This is a genomic window from Paenibacillus shirakamiensis (assembly GCF_017874255.1).
In the GTDB taxonomy this organism is placed as follows: Bacteria; Bacillota; Bacilli; order Paenibacillales; family Paenibacillaceae; genus Fontibacillus; species Fontibacillus shirakamiensis.
Genome location: NZ_JAGGLD010000004.1, coordinates 23,248 through 40,073, shown reverse-complemented (window position 1 = coordinate 40,073; position 16,826 = coordinate 23,248). Strand labels below are relative to the sequence as shown.

Sequence of the window (16,826 nt, the reverse complement as noted above, 5' to 3'; positions counted from 1 at the left end):
ATTTATTCAAAGCGGCATGCCGCCATGAGTAACAAGGTTAGATCAAGCTGTGTTGCTGTTCAATTCGTTCACAATCTCAAGCGCTGCGGCTTCGTCCGTCACCAGAATATCCTCATGACCAAAACGGAGTACCGCATGGATCGCCTTCGCTTTGCTCTTCCCGCCTGCGATGCCGATGACTACCTCGGTAGAGATAATATCTTCGAGCCGAAGACCTAGTGTAAGCATCTTATGAACGACCGTTCCTTCTTTGTTAAAATAGTATCCAAAAGACTCTGCAAGAGCTCCTTCGTTATGGAGCTCTTCGATTCTCGCCGCATCGAGCTTGCGTCGTCGTGCCATTTCCATAGCATCCCCGACCCCGTGGACGATAATCCTAGCTTTGCGAATCAAAGCTACAATTTCCTGCGTATTCGGATCATCTACCAAAGAGTGATATGCTTCTCGGCCCAGCAAGTCTGGGACATGAAGCAGGCGATAGGAGGCTCCCACTCTTTTGGCCATAATAGAAGCAATGGTATTCGCCTGTATTTCTAGGTTCTCCCCAAGACCTCCGCGTGCAGGTACGAACCAGTTCTCTGAAAGAGTAGCATGCGGAGGCGCCATTAATCTCTCTGCCATATCTGCTAACGTAGTGCCGCCCGTTACCGCAACGACATCCTTTTGCTCAATGACGTCCATTAATGCTTCGGCACCTGCTCGGCCAAGCTCTTGTCTTGCCGTAGAAGAATTCTCACAATCACCAGATACGATGATGACTCTGCGTAAATTGTAAGCCTTTCGAATCTGCTCTTCAAGTTTGGCAAGGCCTAGCATCTCTTTCATTACAGGCTCCAGTTGATCTAGCAGGTCTCTACCTGCATCACTGATGACCATACCTAAGGGTTCAATTTCAATTAGACCCTGAGCCTTCAGAAGGTCCGTCTCTGCACGTAGTACTCGCTCCGTCATATCTAATGTCGAAGCTAAAGTTCTCCGGCCAATCAGGCCCGCGAGCATGATCTGATGAAGAATGGTGTACCTTTTCTTAAGTACATCCATAAGATCAGGCAGTAGCTGCTTTTGGATCTCTAATAAATTTCGCATAGTCCACTCCTGCTTACTTTCACTATCTTTTCATTCATCTGTAATCTTCTCGCTGGTCTTAAATTGTCCCAGCAGAACTTTTTAAGTCCCACCTATATTCTACCTAAAATACTAATCAGATGCAAGTATGACGAACGTATAATTAGCATCCGAGCCTAGGATTATTCAGAAAATAGGCGGAATCCCTCTTCAACTAGTAAGAGGCCAAGTTAAGCTTGCAATTTACCTAGCATTATCATATAATCATTTTTGCTACTCTAAATGAGCGCCATAATTTTGCGCCCGTAGTCCAATGGATACGACGCAGGCCTCCGAAGCCTGAGATCGAGGTTCAATTCCTCGCGGGCGCGCCATTTTCTGAATCTTAATTTGTCATTACTTGTCGGTTTATATCAGGCCACTATACTATGTTTAACCAAACGTCCGAGAAATCGGGCTTTTTTAATGCAATTAGTTTGACTTTCTTTGACTTTGTGTTTGAAATTGTTTATGATGTGGGTATTAAGAAACGATTCCAGCCGTCCATGATTACAGTGGATTGTACTCATAAGTTTTGATCCATTATTTTTGGTCAAGACTATAAGGGAGCGCTAATGTTTCTTGCACTTATGATAGTACCTACCAAACCAACACTTAAGGAGGGTTTTTTGTGAGTTATATTCCTATGGTCGTCGAACAAAGCAACCGCGGGGAGCGCGCTTATGACATTTACTCCCGTCTACTTAAGGACCGGATCATTTTCTTGGGTACCCAAGTCAATGATGTCGTAGCCAACTCCATTATTGCTCAAATGCTATTCCTGGACGCAGAAGACCCAGGTAAAGATATTCACTTGTACATCAATAGCCCCGGTGGCTCCATCACAGCGGGAATGGCTATTTTCGATACGATGCATTTCATTAAATCCGATGTATCTACCATTTGCGTAGGTATGGCTGCATCCATGGGTGCATTCTTGCTGAATGCAGGCGAGAAAGGTAAACGTTTTGCTTTACCTAACAGTGAGATTATGATTCACCAACCTCTGGGCGGTGCAGAAGGTCAAGCTACAGACATTGAGATTCGCGCTCGTCGCATTCTTAAGATGCGTGACAATTTGAACAAAATTTTAGCAGACCGTACAGGTCAACCTCTAGAGCGAATTGAACGCGATACGGATCGTGATTACTTCATGAGCGCTTATGAAGCTAAAGATTATGGCCTCGTAGACAAAGTCATTGAAAAGACAGGTCCTCAAGGCGTGTAATGAAATGGAATCAAAAACCCCTCGTCCAAATGGACGGGGGGTTTTTAGTATACCTCTTTACAAATTTATATTATCTATAAGGCGTGTCCTTATTTAAAAGGGTTGACACCTTTTGATAATAAACTGTTAAATCCAAAACCTATTTCTACAAATCCTTCCGCATAAGCCGTATATTCATAAGGTTGGAAGAAGATTTTGAGTGTGTTCGGCTGTACATAGAAGTTCTTATCGGATGTAAGTCCTTTAAATCCGCCTAAATAACTTCCATTTGACTTCAAGCTTTTAGCAATCTGATCATTTAGTACTTTTTTATAGTTTTTATTGCTTTTTAAGAGATCATTTAAGTTCAATTGTGAACCGTCTTTCAGTGAAAACGTGAAGGCTTGTCGACTAGGCATGCCATGGGCACCGCCTGTGTAGGCATCCTGATTAATTACAACGCTTAATACCCCCTGCTCATTGTAGGTTATGGCATAATCACCAAGGTATTCGTATTCTCGATCCTGCGGCGAACGTGTCTTCAATTCTTTTTGGGCTTGCGCTAAAGCTAACGTCGCAACCTCTTTAAGATCTTTATTTATTTTGTCTGCAGCCGCTTGATTAGATACACCACTTACCTGAGGATAGGTTACTTTAAAGGTTGCTCCCTTTAATGTCGGTTGAAGTGTTACCGATTTGATTTGGATTGAATTTTCTTTTCTAGCCCCTAGAGAAAGTTGTTTTGCACTCGGATTCCAGTTAGACTGTAGGCCCATATAATCGTTTAAGAGTCTATACGGTACATAGATATGCCCTTGTATCATCTTGGCATTGTATTCATCTTTGAGATAAGTGCCGTTAACATTTACATCTACTCCATATTCAGACACCATTAGGTTCAGCGTTCGATATCCCTCTCCAATAGAGTACGTATGTGTTTTAGGCGTATACACTAGATTCTTACCCAAGGTGTCTCGCAAAAAAGTAATAGGAACATATATACTATCCTTGATGAGTAAGCCTTGTTGCTTAGTAGGTTGGCCCTTCCAGTTCAATTGAATCGGAGTTCCTTGAGTCGTCTGTACTACGGCTTGTGGTGCCGCATTGCTTGTCCCAGAATTAATGACAAATCCCCCAATCACGGTTGCGGCCGCTAATATACCTGCATTCCATTTCATTAATCTGTTCATCTTCTTTAAAACTCCTCTCGTTAGTCAAACATCGTCTGGGTAGTTATTACTTTATTCATTATAGAAAAAGATGGCTGGATAAGGGTAACAATGGGAATGACAATATCTTTTCTTCTTTCTGCTCAAATCGTTATACCTATGACTTTTTCTTAAACTTGTTGTAAATTTTTAAACAAAAAAAGGAAAAAGCATTCCATTTCTGTGGAATGCCTTCATGTATTAACTTAGCGGTTTGAATCCAAGCTTATCTAATTGTCCTGCAATAGTTCGATACCCTCGCCCATTTGGATGGACTCCATCCCAGAACAATAACTCTCTACCCTGCGCGGCAAAGGCTCCGGAAATATCAGCGAAGGCAAAATTTTTATTAGAAAACCCTGAGGCAAAGGCATTGAATTGTCTAACCCATTCGCTACCTTCTTGGATCTGTGGAAATGGATTATAAAGGCCCACTACTCGTATAGCATAAGGGCTTGTAGAACCGGCCTTAATTTTTTGGACACTCCTTACGATGTTACCGAAACTGCGCTGACAAGTATCTAAAGATTGACCCAATATTTGAGGAGCACGGTCAGGTGCAATCTGAAGTGCTCGACCTGCACGAATCAGATCGTTACCTCCAATGGAGATGGTAATTAGATCTGCTTGTGTCAGTGCTTGTTGATATAGCGGATGGTATAACACACGCTGCTCCAGTTCCGGGGAAGTAAGTCCATTGACTCCTAAATTTTGATTAATGACTACGTCCTTTAATTTGGCTTCGGCCATTCGGCGGTATATGGGTACAAATCCATTGCCTGGTAGGGCACCGAATCCTGTAGTTAACGAATCTCCAATTGCGGTATAGAGATATGCCATCGTATCACCTCCTGAAGGTGTTCATTCATACGACAGCATATGTAGACCTCTGCCCAGAGGTGACGTGATTTCTTAAAGAAATTCAACAAAAAACCCACTCCATTACAGAGTGGGTTTGCCTATCTAGAGATCTGGATTACCGTCCGCTTTTCAGCTCAGTCCAATAGCGATCATAGGACTGCAAAGTTGCTCCAACATCGCTTAACCATTCGGTGCGCTTCATCTCTTCATCTGACAGATTAATCATTTTATCTTCACGGTACTTCTGACTATGAAATTCCATGGCTTTGGCATTCGGATCGCTATAACCAATTGTCTCATAATTTTTGGCGCTTACTTTCGGATCCATCATATAATTGATGAATTTCTCAGCCATAGCCTGATTTTTAGCATCCTTAGGAATGGCATAATTGTCTGCAAAGATCGTACCACCTTCTTTAGGAATTACATAGGCTACATCTGCATTATCTTTCGCTACAAAAGAAGCATCACCAGACCATAACATAGCAATCCAGCCTTCTTCTTGAATCAATTTCTGCTTAATTGTATCTGTATCGAACGCAAGTACATTCGGCAAGAGCTTTTTGAGGTCCGTCACCGCTGTAGAAATCTGACCCTCATCTTTTGTACTGTTAGAGAAACCATTCTTTTTTAGAGACATCCCGATAACTTCACGATTATCATCTAACAAAATGACTTTCCCTTTATATTTAGGATTCCAAAGATCGGCCCAGCTCGTAATAGGGTCTTTGACATACTTCTTATTGTAAGCAATACCCGTTACCCCCGACATATATGCGATGGAATATTTATTGTCTGGATCAAAAGGTGGATTCTTCAAAGAATCCTTAAGGTTCACAAAATTCGGAATGTTCTGTTTGTTGAGAGGCGCGAGTAGATTCTCCTTAACCATGGTAGCAACCATATAATCTGAAGGTTGAATTAAGTCGTATCCACTGCCGCCCGCCTTAATTTTGGCTAACAGATCTTCATTATTTGCGAAATTATCGTAGTTAATCTTAACGTTATTTTGCTCTTCAAAATCTTTTAAAACCTGTGGATCAAAATTATCGGCCCAACTGTAAATATTGAGGGTCTGTTTTTTCTCTCCGCAAGCAGACAATGGCAAGACTACAAGGATAGCCACCAAAAGTAGGCACATGAATCTAGTAGTTGATTTCAATGTTCTATCACATCTCCTTAAGAACCGTGTATTGTTGTTGCTGTTAAAAAGGCAGCATTCGTTGCTTCTTCTGTCCTTTACCCCGTCCTAGCATATACTGAGCCAAGAAGATCAAGGCTACGCTCACCAAGATGAGCAGGGTACATAATGCATTAATTTCTGGGGAAATCCCCCGCTTCACTTGTCCATAAATATAAATCGGCAAGGTCGTCGAGCTAGGACCGGCAACAAAAAAGCTAACCATAAAATCGTCCAGCGACATGGTGAATGCTATAATCGCGCCCGATACTACGCCTGGTAGAATCTGCGGCAAGGTGACAAAACGGAAGGTCTGCCAAGGGCTGGCTCCTAAATCTTCCGCGGCTTCTTCCAGTTGTTTACCCATTGTAGACAATCTTGACGTTACTACGACATATACATACGAAATGCTAAATGTAATATGCGCAATAATAATGGTCCAGCGACTTAGATCGATCTCCATTAAGTTGAACAGCACCAGAAGTGAAATTCCCATAATAATATCAGGTATAACTATCGGCAAATACAAAAGCGCATTCGTCGCAAGCTTTAATTTACGAGCCACTCTTCGCACGCCTATGGCTGCCAAGGTGCCTAATATTGTAGCTGCTACCGTCGATGTGATCGCAACAATTAACGTATTTTTCAGAGCATCCATGACATGTTCATTCTGGAATAAGGATGTGTACCAATCCAAGGTAAAACCGCTCCACTCCGCAGATAACCTGCTCTCATTGAAAGAGAACAAAATAATCATAGCAATCGGAACATAGATAAATATCAGCATAACTAATGCATGTATTCCTAACCACGGACTCCGCTTTGTTCTCATATCCGTCCCTCCTTTACTCGGTCCACGCGAGTAGTCATCGCACGGTTGAATAAGAAGATCAAAACAAGGGATGTAATCACAAAGATCACCGAAAGCGCGGCCCCAAAGGGCCAATTTCGAGCACCTAAAAACTGAGTTTGAATAATATTACTAATCATTGACGACTTGGCGCCTCCTAAAATATCGGTCACGACAAACATCCCCGTTGTGGATACATAGACCAGAATCGCCCCCGTAGTAATACCTGATTTGGTCTGCGGCAGGGTAATATGCCAAAAGGCCCGCGAAGGGGAAGCGCCTAAGTCGCTCGCAGCTTCAAGGAGTCGCTTGTCCATCTGTTCAATCGCTACATAAATAGGGAGCACCATGAATGGAATGAAGGTATACACCATCCCCATGAGGACAGCGCCTTTGGTATACAGCATTTGCATAGGCTCCGTGATCCATCCCAGATCTAAAAGCAAATTATTCACTATCCCTTGCGTACGTAGGAGAAGCACCCAAGCATAGGTTCGAATCAAGAAGTTGATCCAGAAGGGAATCGTAACAAGCGCAAGGCCCCATGTCTGCATACGTGGACCTGAGCGAGCAATATAATAGGCCAATGGATAGCTTAGAAGTAGACAGATTAAGGTAGTGAGTACGGATAATACAATCGTATCCCAATAAATACCCAAATATAACTTATCAAAGAAGGTAGCATAAGCTTCCCAATTGAACTGGTAGATTAGATTTCCAAGTTCATCACGCCTTAGAAATGAAATACCTACAACAATTAGCATCGGGACCACTAAAAAAAGACTTAACCATAAAAAGACCGGCAGAACAACTAACCCTGACTTCTTCTTCATGATCCGATCATGACCTCATGACGCAGGTCCCAATCTATTCCAATATGTTCGCCAATATTCCACGGGCGCTCATCGGTAAAGTCTAAGGCGATGGTTACCGTCATAGGTTCTTGGTCTACTTGTACAATGAGTTGATGCACACTTCCGAGGTAATGGATGTCCTGAATGACACCCGATCGCTTGCCCTCATTTGCTTCTCGCACGGCAATCAATTTCTCCGGGCGAATGGCGAACAACTCTCCTTGAGCAGAGGAGAAAATATTGTTCTCTCCGACAAACGTAGCTGTGAACAAGGTCGATGGGGAGCGATATATTTCACGTGGCGTACCGATTTGCTCCACTTGCCCGTTATTAAGAATAACGATACGATCGGACAACATCATGGCTTCCTCTTGATCGTGGGTTACATATACAAAAGTAATCCCAAGGCTGCGCTGTAGCTGCTTCAGCTCCGATTGCAAATTTTTGCGAAGCTGCAAATCCAGAGCTCCAAGCGGTTCATCTAGTAATAACACCTTAGGCTTGTTAGCGATAGCACGCGCGATAGCCACCCGTTGCTGTTGTCCACCAGACAATTGATGCGGGTAGCGATCTACTAAAGGTGTCAGCTGGGTCATAGCTACCGCCTCATCAATTCGGGAACGAATCTCTGCCGCAGCCATTTTTTTCATTTTCAAGCCAAAAGCGATGTTGTCTCTCACGGTCATATGCGGGAAGAGCGCATAGTGCTGAAACACCAAGTTCAAATCCCGCCGATTTGGTGCCAGATTCGTTAAGTCTGCACCATCCAGTGTAATCTGACCCGAAGTAGGTTGTTCAAATCCTGCAATCATTCTTAATATTGTCGTTTTTCCGCAACCACTTGGACCGAGTAAGGTCAAAAATTCGCCAGCTTCAATCCGGAGCGAAAGCGGATGCACAACAGTTTGTCCAGCAAAATGCTTTTCTACGTTCACGAGCTCAATCATATGCATCATCTCCCTGTCATTGTCATCTAGTATTTACCGATATCCTGTAAGTATTGCCTATATATCATGCAGAATTGAAAAAAACCATATCCGCGAGGTATGGCCATTCTCCTCTAACCCTTCATTTTTGCATATTCAATATACTTTATTTTATGTCCTGATACAACACCTTTGTCGCTCTCAACGGCCGTATCCGCCTATATAGGTCAAGGATTTGTCACCATAGGTACCACAAAAAAACCGCCTCCCCCATACATGGAGAAGACGGCTATAGGCTATATTAAGAGACTATTTCAATTCATATTGAACACTTAAAGATGTGTTCACTTTCACTTGGCCGGTCTCTACAGCAGTGGCTGCTGTATCCGCTGATGAAGCTTTGCTCAATTCCGTCATACTACGCTCATAGACAGGTGCAGCGATCACATCGTTCTGGCTAACACTAAGGACTGTTCCAAGTGTGCGTTTGACTCCTTTTGCGATGATTCCCGCCTTGAGTTCAGCATTAGCCAGCGCTTTGTTAATAACCTGTTCTTGATACTGGTCCGGATTTTCTACAGTGAAGCGAACATTGTCAATTTGATTCGCTCCCGCTTTAGTCGCATCATCTAACAACTGTCCAATTTTGTCGAGCTGACGATATTTTACTTGTAACGTATGATAGGCATTGTAGCCTTTCAGTTTTTGACCTTCTTTTTCATTATACGTATAGTTCGGCTGTACATAGAACTGGGCGGTCTGAATATCTGCTGCATCAATTTTCCAAGTGTTCTTTAGGACTGCTGTAATTTTGGCAATTTGTGCTGCTGTAGCCTTCTGTGCTGCTTGAGCTGTATCGCCCGTGGTCTGAACCCCAATGGAGAGATACGCTATATCTGGCTTGATGCTCATTTCTCCACTACCTACGACATTAATGACATTACGCTGTACGGCTTCGTCCGCATATACGGATGTCCCACTAAATACACCACTCACTGCTGAACCCCCTGCTAATAAAGATCCTGCCACTAATAAAGTTCCTGCTGTTTTTGCCCATGTTTTCATTTCGTTCGCCTCCGCAACGCATATTTTGGTAATTTTAACTACTAAACGTCACCCATTTTGAAATGTTGCACTGCGAAAGGACAAACCTAAAATATATTTTCTGGAATACAGCAAAAGAGACGTTCCTCGCCCGAATAGGGAAAGGTACGCCTCTATGAACTGACATTATTTTATTGATTTTCTAACTCTTCTTTGCTAACTAAATTCACTAAGGCATTTGCCGCTTGTTCAGCATCGGCACCTTCAGCACTGATATAAATTTCTGTACCTGTACTGATGGCAAGGCTCATTATACCCATAATACTTTTGGCATTGACCTTCTTGTCATCCTTCTCTACAAACACTTCAGAAGAATATTTATTCGCTTCTTGTACAAAAAGCGCCGCTGGTCTGGCATGAAGGCCCGTCTTTAAACGAACGGTAACCGGTTGTTTCACCATGAACTCTTACCTCCTAATCCGCAATTACCTATACATTACTGCACATGGTAGCATTTCTTTATATTTATCCCAGTATACCATAGCCTGTATACCCCACACTAGAGGAAACGCATTCATACACCGCGAATTTTTTCAGCAAGTTCATCAATTTTTCGCAAACGATGATTCACACCCGATTTACTTACCGTTCCCTTGAGCATTTCGCCCACTTCCTTCAGGTTCATGTCGGGGTGAGCTAGCCGAATCTGGGCCACTTCCTTTAGCTTGTCCGGAAGGGTATCGAGTCCGACTTCTCTTTGAATCAGCTTGATATTATCAATCTGCCGAATGGCGGCATCGATCGTCTTGTTCAGATTAGCCGTCTCGCAGTTCACAATACGGTTCACCGAATTCCGCATGTCCCGCATAATCCGAACATCTTCGAATTTGAACAAGGCTTGATGCGCACCAATGATGCTTAGCAGTTCAATAATTTTCTCGCCTTCTTTGATATAGAAAATAAAACCCTTCTTCCGTTCGATACACCGCGCATTCAAATGGAACTCATTGGCAAGGTCTACAAGAGACTGACAATGTTCCTCATACATCGAGGCAATTTCCAAATGGTAGGAGGAGCCCTCCGGATTATTCACGGAACCACCTGCCATGAAAGCTCCGCGCAAATAGGCGCGTTTGCAGCAGTTCTTGCGAATTAGATCCGGATTAATCCCCGGTGTGAACATGAATCCTTCAGACACAATGTTAAGCTTGTTCAGAATTTCCTGCACAAAATTAGGTATCCGCACAATATAGACATTGTTCTTCTTCAGACGCATTTTTTTACGAACTAGTAGTTCCGTATGAACATCGAAGTACTTTTTTATCAAAGAATAAATCCGTCTTGCTATCGCGGCATTTTCCGTTGAAATATCCAAAATCACCTTCTTGCTCGATACCGAGACAGAGCCGTTCATACGAATTAAGGCAGACAACTCTGCTTGCTCACAGCAAGGCTCGGATTCGACCATCGTCAGTTCTTTTTTGGTTTGTGCCGCAAACGACAAGGGACTCACCTCTTTCGTAAACTCCAGTTTTGCACCAATTGATAGATGTGATGACTTAATTTGTCCGCATCATGGCGCAAATATCTGCGGAATAATACCAGGGTATCCGCAATCATTTTATAGCCTCGGCCTGTGACTACATCCCAATCGACGCGTACAGGCTTAGCCCCTTTCTCAGCATAGAAATCCTGGACCTGGACCGGAATTTCGCCGTCATTCACAATGACATAATCAAACAACTGATGACCCACATGCTCATAGATCGCTGCCAAATGATCACTTACCGCGTAATCATCGGTCTCTCCTGGCTGGGTCATCACGTTACATACAAAAATTTTGATCGCTTCGGTATTCGAGAGTATAGCCTCTGCCAGCTTAGGCACAAGCAGATTTGGTATAATACTCGTGTACAAGCTTCCTGGACCAATAAGAATTGCGTCGGCCTCCAAGATAGCTTCCACCGCTTCAGGTAGAGGTTCCACCTGTTCCGGTTCTAAGAAAATTCGCTTGATCTTACCGCCCGCTTCTGGAATCTTCGATTCCCCAGTGACGATGGTGCCATCATGCATTTCAGCGTGTAGAATGACCGCTTGCCCTGCGGCAGGCAGGACACGTCCTCTTACAGCGAACACTCGGCTGAGCTCCCGTACAGCAGTTACAAAATCCCCGTTGATATCCGTCATGGCTGCGAGAATAAGATTGCCTAGACTGTGCCCCGCAAGTCCCGAACCTGCTGTAAAACGGTAGCTTAACATATCTGATAGTAGGGGTTCCACATCAGCTAGCGCCGTTAGTACATTTCGAATATCCCCAGGAGGGGGCATCTGAAGTTCACTACGTAAGATCCCTGAACTGCCTCCATCGTCAGCTACAGTAACGATGGCTGTAATATCTAGCGGTTTCTCTTTTAAACCACGTAACATAACCGAAAGGCCGGTTCCCCCGCCCATCACGACGATTCGAGGTATTTTTTGCTCATCAGGACGATCTATCAATTGTTATTTCACCTCTTAGTGCCGATCTCGATCAGAGTCCCGGTGACTTACGCGGACCGTTTCCGTTTCACTCGTGCCGAGCATACGGCCCAAATATTCAGCAATGGCGACCGAGCGGTGTTTGCCACCCGTGCAACCTATGCCGATAATGACCTGACTTTTGCCTTCTTTATGATACAGCGGAATTAGAAAATGAAGCATATCCAGAAGCTTTGTTAAGAACGATTGCGTCTCGGGCCACTTCATAACATATTCATATACATCACTATCCTGTCCTGTGTTAGGACGAAGCTGTTCAATATAATGAGGATTCGGCAGAAAGCGAACGTCAAACACTAAATCCGCATCAATAGGAATCCCATATTTAAATCCGAATGAAGTAATATTAACGGATAAATTGCTACTTTCTAAATGCGAAAAGCCGGACACGATTTTTTCCTTCAGCTGCGCTGGCTTCATCACACTTGTATCCAGCACCTGCGTCGCCGATGTTTTCAGCTCTTCCAGCATCTTGCGCTCAAGCCGAATTCCATCCAGGGGCATACCCTCTGGGGCTAGCGGATGCCTTCGGCGACTTTCCTTATATCGCTGCACCAGTACGGAATCGGTGGCATCAAGGAACAGTATCTCACATTTTATGGTGAAATGATCCTTAATATAATTGAGCGATTCAGAGAGCGCAGTAAAGAACTCACGTCCTCTTAAATCAATAACGAGCGCTACTTTAGCGATTTTACCATTAGACTGCTCAATTAACTCTGCAAATTTAGGAATTAATACGGGTGGCAGATTATCTACACAAAAAAACCCAAGATCTTCAAGACTTCTTACAGCAAGTGACTTCCCTGCGCCCGACATCCCCGTAATGATAATCAGATTTGCCACAGCACCCGAAGATTGCTCCTTGTCTACCATAGATTTCCCTCCTCCGCGTTCTCCTCTTCATCATCCCTTGCTCTCTATCTCCATCATGTATATCTAATGAATGAATAATCCTGCCGCACCAATCATGCCTGCATCATTGCCCAGAATGGCTGGGACGATATCTACTTCCTTCATCAGAGGCTCAGGTGTAAGACGGGCATAGACCAATCGAATTTCATCGAATAGAATATCGCCTGCTTTGGATACACCGCCACCTACAATAAAACGTTGTGGATTGAGCACCGCAGATACTGCGGCCATAGATTTGCCCAAGTAATATGCAGCTCGCTTTACAATACGAATGGCCACTTCATCGCCAAGCTTGGCCGCATCAAATACATCTTTGGCCATGATCGTCTCTACTTGAGAGAGGCTTGTGCGTTCTCCACGCTCAACTGCATCCTTTGCCATACGAATGACTCCGGTTGCCGATGAGACGGTTTCAAGACATCCTACCTTGCCACAGCCACACTGAATGGCTTCTAAATCAGGTACAACTGACATATGTCCAAGCTCGCCCGCAAGACCGGCGAAGCCTTGATAGATAGCTCCATTGATAATAATCCCACCGCCAACGCCTGTTCCTAGCGTATAGCACACACAATTGTTAACCCCTTTACCTGCACCACTCCATACTTCACCCAGAGCAGCTACATTTGCATCATTATCTATACGTACGGGCTTGCCCAGACGCTGTTCCAAAATGCTCCGGATATGCACATCTTTCAACCCTACATTCGGCGCAAAAATGATGATTCCGTCGCGAACATTCGTGAAGCCCGCAACGCCCGCACCCACGCCCTTCAGCTGATCCCATGCGTATGGAGATTGTTCCACAATGAGACGAACATACTTCTCAATGTTGCTGACGACCGTATCTGCGCCCTTCTCAACTTCAGTCGGTCCTTCATATGTATGAAGAAGTTGGCCTACTTCATTACAGATGCCGACTTTAATTGTTGTTCCGCCCAGATCGACACCGATGTAGATGTGTTCAGACATTTTACAAGCCACCTTTTTCTCTATAAAATAGTTTGCTCCTACGTACCCACTATAAGCGAACCCTCCCTTTCGGTCAAGAGAAGGAAGCGTTACCCAAACCGCGTAATAACAAGGTTTTTATGGAAATTTATTATAGGTTTTATCCCTATTAGATGATATAAACCGTTAGACAAATTTTAATACGATAATACGCAAAAACCCCATCATTTCAATATTGAAATGAGGGGTCTTTATATGCTTGTCGAACTTGAATTATTGATCCAGCGACTCGCTCCAGTCGTGCACCATATCGCCTTCTAGGAACTTCTCACAATCCATAGCAGCCATGCAGCCGGAACCTGCTGCAGTAATAGCTTGACGATATTTCGTATCTTGTACGTCGCCACAAGCGAAGACACCAGGGATATTCGTCTCCGTCGTACCCGGCTTCACTACGATATAACCGTGATCATCAGTCGTAATTTGAGAACCTAGGAAAGCTGTATTCGGCGTATGTCCAATGGCTATAAATACGCCATCTGCTTCGACAATCTCTTCCTTGTTCGCTTCATTATTATGAACTTTAAGTCCCTTAAGGCCTTTCTCATCCGTCACAACTTCCAGAGGAGTCCGATTCAGTGCCCATTTCACTTTCTCATTGTCACGAGCGCGATCTTGCATGATCTTGGAAGCCTTAAGTTCATCACGGCGATGAACGAGAGTTACGTCTGAAGCAAAGCGAGTTAAGAAACTCGCCTCTTCCATGGCAGAATCTCCGCCACCCACAACAATAATCTTTTTACCACGGAAAAAGAATCCATCACACGTTGCGCATGTACTTACACCGCGTCCTACATTCTCTTGCTCACCAGGAATACCTAAGTATTTAGCGGATGCGCCCGTGGAAATAATCACAGTCTCTGCTTGGAGCGGAGCTTCTTGACCTTCAACTTTTATAGTGAAAGGACGTTTGGAGAAATCCACTTCCTCCACCCAGCCATTTCTAAATTCAGCACCGAAGCGCTCGGCTTGCTTACGCATATTATCCATGAGTTCAGGACCCATGATTCCTTGCGGGAATCCCGGGAAGTTCTCCACTTCCGTGGTTGTAGTCAACTGTCCGCCCGGTTGAATTCCTTCAATAACCAGAGGGCTTAGATTGGCACGTGCTAAGTAAATTGCGGCAGTCAGACCAGATGGTCCGGTTCCGATAACAATTGATTTATACATAATGGATAGCCTCCTTGAAATTGGTGTCTCCTGCTATAGATAATCTTATACCCGAATAAGGCCTATTTAAAAACGTAGAACATTCTTATCCAGTATCATGTTACGGCTACACTTACTCGAATGGGGATGGTAAAATAGCTTTCATTTTGTGATCAATGCCACAGGTCTGATCAATCAGCTTCACATATTTGCTTACAGTTGGCGACGATACACCGTATCTACTCGCTGCTTGTTCATACGAAATGGATCGCCCATGCATTTTGGCAGTCAGATACTCAAGGGCTGCGGACCAGACCTCTGCTTTGGAAATGGGTGGCATATTCAAATCCATCTTCGTAATGAACTGTATCCATAAAATTTCGAGATCGTGTTGTTCTGTTAATTCATATCGTTTGGACATACTACGTAACGCTAGATCTAACACTCGTTGCCACTGTGAATCCCATTCCGGCAACGATGATCTAACTTTCATCGGATTCACCTGTTCTATCTTACCCTGATTCATCAAAGGCAAATCCTCTTCTACGTCAAGATTGCGAAGGACAAATAAGGCAATTTCTTTAAGATAAATATCTTCATCCGGTTCCAGTAAAAATGCACGCAACGACTCTAGCGCTTCCTCGTCGCCAATCCATCCAAAGGCTTGAAGCACCTGGATCTTGGTACGGGAATCCCCATTTCGCAGTGCCCATAAGAAGGAAGAGCGAATAAGTGGATCATCGGTTAATCCTTCAGGCAAGTCTTCACTATGAGTCTCCCAGCGCTTGAACTGCTCTTCGAAGGGCAGATGGTAATTATAGCTAATCAAATATCCTTTAGTTTCAGGCAGCGAGTCGAGACGACTTAAATAAAATGAGGATAATTTGGATTCGGGATCTAACCTTGCTACCTGATTCCACTGTATCCGCGCTTCTTTGTATCTTCCTGTATTGTAGGCCGCCACAGCGGTGTAGTGAAAAAGACAAGGATCATGGTTCAGCTCCATATCCTTAATTAGGCGCTTGAAGTGACTGTACGCCGCTTCATGCTCTCCAAGAATACCCATGGTCGTAGCTAGCTTGAACACATGCTCTTGATGAAAAGGAACGACGGTGCGCAGCTGCGCCGTCAGCTCTTTCAGTTCTTTCTCCCGCCCTAAGTGCTGATAGAAGATTACTAAATTACATAAGCCATGCAAATTGCCCGGTTCGCGGTCCAGTACATCATCTAGCGCCGTTTGGGCCTTCGCAAATCTACCTAGATAATAATAAGCTAGTGCCAAATTATTCCGTGCTGCTAAAAAATCTTCATGTTTCTCAACAATCTCCTCTAAAAGCTGGACCGCATGTGTGAATTTACCTTCTTCTAACAAGGTCCGCGCCCGTTCATGCTCTACCATGCCTTGACGTGATTTAATTGATCTCAGCTCTGCCGGGCGTTTTAATTCGAAATGGAGTAACTCCATCATCTCTTCGGCCTCGGTCATGAATTGCCCGCTCGCATCTTCTTCTAAGTACGTAATCAATGCCTCTTCTGCTTGCTCAAACTGTTCCATATTGGCATAGTTATTAGCTAAGTAGAAATAACACTCCGTCATCAGAGGGTCTATTTCTTTTAACACAAGATGCAGGATGTCATTCGATCCTTGATAGTCTCCCATCTCCGATAGAATACCTGCCATATTACAATGATTAACCGGGTTCTCCGGCTCATATTCAACAGCTTTGCCAAAATACTTCAGCGCCTTGTCATAGTGAAAGCGGTCCAGTGAGGAGACGGCTCTCTCAAAGAAAAAGCCCGCATCCATGCGGATCGGCACCACTTTACGGGGTCCACCGTCATTATGCTGTTTGTGCTCTTTCAAGCAAGGCCACCTCCTAATTTCCTAAAAGTCTCTCAGCACAGTATACCATAGAGAGCCCCTTCCTCCCACGGCAAAAGAAAGCGCAGGAACCAAGATCTCCCGCACTTTCTCCAGC

Annotated in this window: 16 protein-coding genes and 1 tRNA gene; 2 read left to right on the top strand and 15 right to left on the bottom strand. The window is 44.1% G+C overall.

The features are described from left to right. Nucleotides 1–42: 42 nt before the first annotated feature. A complete protein-coding gene (locus tag J2Z69_RS12130; protein ID WP_209862817.1) occupies nt 43–1,086 on the bottom strand; it encodes a sugar-binding transcriptional regulator in 1,044 nt (347 codons plus the stop codon). Nucleotides 1,087–1,364: 278 nt separating this feature from the next. On the opposite strand from J2Z69_RS12130, the gene J2Z69_RS12125 reads away from it, so the two are divergent. Together J2Z69_RS12125 and clpP are read left to right on the top strand one after the other, a co-directional pair. Then, nucleotides 1,365–1,439 (top strand) — tRNA-Arg (locus J2Z69_RS12125). A gap of 296 nt (nt 1,440–1,735) precedes the next feature. Next, on the top strand, nt 1,736–2,332 hold the full coding sequence (gene clpP, locus J2Z69_RS12120; protein ID WP_342591587.1) for an ATP-dependent Clp endopeptidase proteolytic subunit ClpP: 597 nt from the start codon (nt 1,736–1,738) through the stop codon (nt 2,330–2,332). A gap of 89 nt (nt 2,333–2,421) precedes the next feature. Here clpP and J2Z69_RS12115 read toward each other — a convergent pair whose 3' ends face one another. The 14 genes from J2Z69_RS12115 to J2Z69_RS12050 all read right to left on the bottom strand — a co-directional run bounded on the left by J2Z69_RS12115 (nt 2,422) and on the right by J2Z69_RS12050 (nt 16,711). Beyond that, entirely contained in the window at nt 2,422–3,501 is a 1,080-nt protein-coding gene (locus J2Z69_RS12115) for a PdaC/SigV domain-containing protein (RefSeq protein ID WP_209862815.1), read from the bottom strand. Between the two features lie 219 nt (nt 3,502–3,720). Then, the gene (locus J2Z69_RS12110; protein ID WP_209862812.1) at nt 3,721–4,359 is read right to left on the bottom strand and encodes a GDSL-type esterase/lipase family protein; all 639 of its coding nucleotides are present in this window, start codon (nt 4,357–4,359) and stop codon (nt 3,721–3,723) included. A gap of 136 nt (nt 4,360–4,495) precedes the next feature. Further along, nucleotides 4,496–5,521: a polyamine ABC transporter substrate-binding protein gene (locus J2Z69_RS12105; RefSeq protein ID WP_209863532.1), complete on the bottom strand. Its 1,026-nt coding sequence runs from the start codon at nt 5,519–5,521 to the stop codon at nt 4,496–4,498. A 64-nt stretch (nt 5,522–5,585) separates the two neighbouring features. Further along, complete coding sequence (locus J2Z69_RS12100; RefSeq protein WP_209862809.1) at nt 5,586–6,392, bottom strand: ABC transporter permease; 807 nt, start codon at nt 6,390–6,392, stop codon at nt 5,586–5,588. Further along, entirely contained in the window at nt 6,389–7,243 is an 855-nt protein-coding gene (locus tag J2Z69_RS12095; RefSeq protein ID WP_209862806.1) for an ABC transporter permease, read from the bottom strand. Before J2Z69_RS12095 ends, J2Z69_RS12100 begins: the two co-directional genes overlap by 4 nt. After that, nucleotides 7,240–8,217, bottom strand: a complete 978-nt coding sequence (locus J2Z69_RS12090) for an ABC transporter ATP-binding protein (protein ID WP_281069410.1) — start codon at nt 8,215–8,217, stop codon at nt 7,240–7,242. The genes J2Z69_RS12095 and J2Z69_RS12090 overlap by 4 nt, the downstream gene beginning before the upstream one ends. Nucleotides 8,218–8,499: 282 nt before the next feature. Further along, a complete protein-coding gene (locus J2Z69_RS12085) occupies nt 8,500–9,255 on the bottom strand; it encodes an SIMPL domain-containing protein (protein ID WP_209862800.1) in 756 nt (251 codons plus the stop codon). Nucleotides 9,256–9,425: 170 nt separating this feature from the next. Further along, nucleotides 9,426–9,695, bottom strand: a complete 270-nt coding sequence (locus J2Z69_RS12080; protein ID WP_209862797.1) for an HPr family phosphocarrier protein — start codon at nt 9,693–9,695, stop codon at nt 9,426–9,428. Between the two features lie 113 nt (nt 9,696–9,808). Further along, the gene (whiA, locus tag J2Z69_RS12075; RefSeq protein WP_209862795.1) at nt 9,809–10,738 is read right to left on the bottom strand and encodes a DNA-binding protein WhiA; all 930 of its coding nucleotides are present in this window, start codon (nt 10,736–10,738) and stop codon (nt 9,809–9,811) included. 5 nt (nt 10,739–10,743) lie between these two features. Beyond that, nucleotides 10,744–11,688 carry a gluconeogenesis factor YvcK family protein gene (locus J2Z69_RS12070; protein WP_209863529.1) on the bottom strand — a complete coding sequence of 315 codons (945 nt, stop codon included), beginning with the start codon at nt 11,686–11,688 and terminating at the stop codon, nt 10,744–10,746. 60 nt (nt 11,689–11,748) lie between these two features. Then, the gene (gene rapZ / locus J2Z69_RS12065; protein ID WP_209862792.1) at nt 11,749–12,648 is read right to left on the bottom strand and encodes an RNase adapter RapZ; all 900 of its coding nucleotides are present in this window, start codon (nt 12,646–12,648) and stop codon (nt 11,749–11,751) included. A gap of 63 nt (nt 12,649–12,711) precedes the next feature. After that, nucleotides 12,712–13,659, bottom strand: a complete 948-nt coding sequence (locus tag J2Z69_RS12060) for an ROK family glucokinase (protein ID WP_209862789.1) — start codon at nt 13,657–13,659, stop codon at nt 12,712–12,714. 252 nt (nt 13,660–13,911) lie between these two features. After that, nucleotides 13,912–14,868: a thioredoxin-disulfide reductase gene (trxB, locus tag J2Z69_RS12055; RefSeq protein ID WP_209862787.1), complete on the bottom strand. Its 957-nt coding sequence runs from the start codon at nt 14,866–14,868 to the stop codon at nt 13,912–13,914. A 112-nt stretch (nt 14,869–14,980) separates the two neighbouring features. Further along, nucleotides 14,981–16,711, bottom strand: a complete 1,731-nt coding sequence (locus J2Z69_RS12050; protein WP_425355007.1) for a tetratricopeptide repeat protein — start codon at nt 16,709–16,711, stop codon at nt 14,981–14,983. Nucleotides 16,712–16,826: the final 115 nt, after the last annotated feature.